We start from the raw sequence: 1947 nt of genomic DNA on the forward strand, positions 1-1947 counted from the left end.
ACATATAGTGAATGATGCCGCTATTTTGTGGTATAATAGAGCTATGGAAACTATAAAGAATAAAGACTCTATATACGTCAATTATAATAACACATTTCAGTTGTCTTTACCATTAGAAACAGCCGTACTGCTTGACGAAGATGATCATCTGTTTTCTTTCCTTGATGCACTGGAAGGAGTGGACCTAAGCAAATATCTTAAAAAGGGAAGCAACAAGGGAAGAAAGGGGCATGACAGGCGAGACCTGCTGCTGGCAGAGCTCTTTGTCCGCTATGACGACAAGGACTTCACCCTGAGACATCTTGAACATCTATGCCGCACTGACATCAGATATATGTATCTTACCCATGAGGCAAGGCCTAGCAAATCGACCTTTGAGCGCTTTGAGAAGGACTATCTCCTCAAGAGCATTGATTCCATATTCAATAAGGTCTCCATTCATCTGGCGCATCTTACAGGCGCTGACCTGAGCGTTCAGTACATTGACGGGACGAAGTTCCTTGCCAATGCCAACAAATACAAATTCGTATGGAGAAAGGCAATCATCACCTTCAGGAACAGACTGTTCTTTTCCATTTCTGAATCCATCCTGCAACTCAACCAGGTCTTCATGTGGCCTTACAGGATCAAGAAGGAATACTGCGCCCAGGAGATTGGCTACATAGCCCAGTACCTGATGGAACTGATGGTACGCGAGGACATCACGATCGTCTATGGCAAGGGAAAGAGTAAGTCAGTGTATCAGCGGTTCTATGACGATTTCCTGGGATACTATGTGAAGCTGCTGGACTATGAGAAATGGCTCTTCATTCTCGGTGGCAGAAACAGCTGCACGAAGACTGATACTGACTGCATCATGACAAGCCAGAAGATTGACTATTACAATAACACAGGGCTGCTTCGCCCTGGCTACAATGCACAGATAGCCGTATCAGGAGGCATCATCGTCAACGCTGGGCTGTTTCAGCTTGCGGGTGATTCAACATGCTTCCCTGAATTCATGGACAGCTTCTTCAGACAGAACGGATTCTATCCGCTCAATCCCATGGCAGATGCCGGGTACGGATCGGTTGCCAACTATCTGTACTGCCTCTCTCATGGAATGAATCCAGTGATGAAGTATAACATGTATGCCAGAAAGAACACGCCTGAATTCAGGAAACAGAAGTACAATCCCGCAAACTGGAAGGCTGACAGCAGCGGACATAGAATATGTCCTGCAGGAAGGCTCTTCAGTGATTATCTAGGTGACAGGACAAGCAATGAATCATCCACCCTGCAGATCAGGCAGGTTTTCGCTGAACCTGGAAGATGCTCAGGCTGTTCTAACCGCTCAAAATGCATTAAAAAGAGAAAAGGATCAGAGGTCAGTGACACTGACTACAAGACGGTAAGCATAAATGTAGTGAAGGAGCAGCTTCATGAGGAGGTAGACGCCATTCTTGGTTCAGAGTTCGGCAAGGAGCTGAAGAAGCAAAGAAGCATTCAGGCTGAAGGAGCCTTTGGAATCATCAAGAGAGGCATGAGCTATGAGCGCCTGGCCAGAAGAGGCCTGAAGAATGCCGAGATGGAGTTCAAGCTCGTGTGCCTGGGATATAATTTCAGGATGTATCACAGCTTCTGGCTTAAGAACAAGCTTCATGTTAAGCCGCAGGAGCAGCTGCCCAGGTGACTGCTGACAGATAACGGTCAATGGGATTCGAAAAAGTTATTCACAATACAATCCAGGCAACATAAGCCACATGCAGCACAGACATTAAAAAAAACATGCCTATTTCCAAGGGGGGATTATGCGCCAAAAAAGGGCCAAGAAGTTATTCACCATATGAGATGGTGTTTTTTTATGCCTGTATATTGCAGAAATCCTCTATCACTCATGGAATCGAAGATGAAAAAGAGATCTGCTTAGCAGACCTCAAAATATTTAGTTATTTCGGGACATTCCCT

At 45.4% G+C, this 1947-nt stretch carries 1 protein-coding gene; it reads left to right on the forward strand.

The window, feature by feature from the left end:
• Window positions 1-1672, forward strand: a 1672-nt coding sequence (locus tag FYJ79_RS12295) for a transposase (RefSeq protein WP_229771475.1), incomplete at its 5' end; no start/stop codon positions are given.
• Between the last annotated feature and the right edge of the window lie 275 nt (window positions 1673-1947).

Origin of the sequence: Sharpea porci (genome assembly GCF_009695655.1) — a bacterium.
In the GTDB taxonomy this organism is placed as follows: domain Bacteria; phylum Bacillota_I; class Bacilli_A; order Erysipelotrichales; family Coprobacillaceae; genus Sharpea; species Sharpea porci.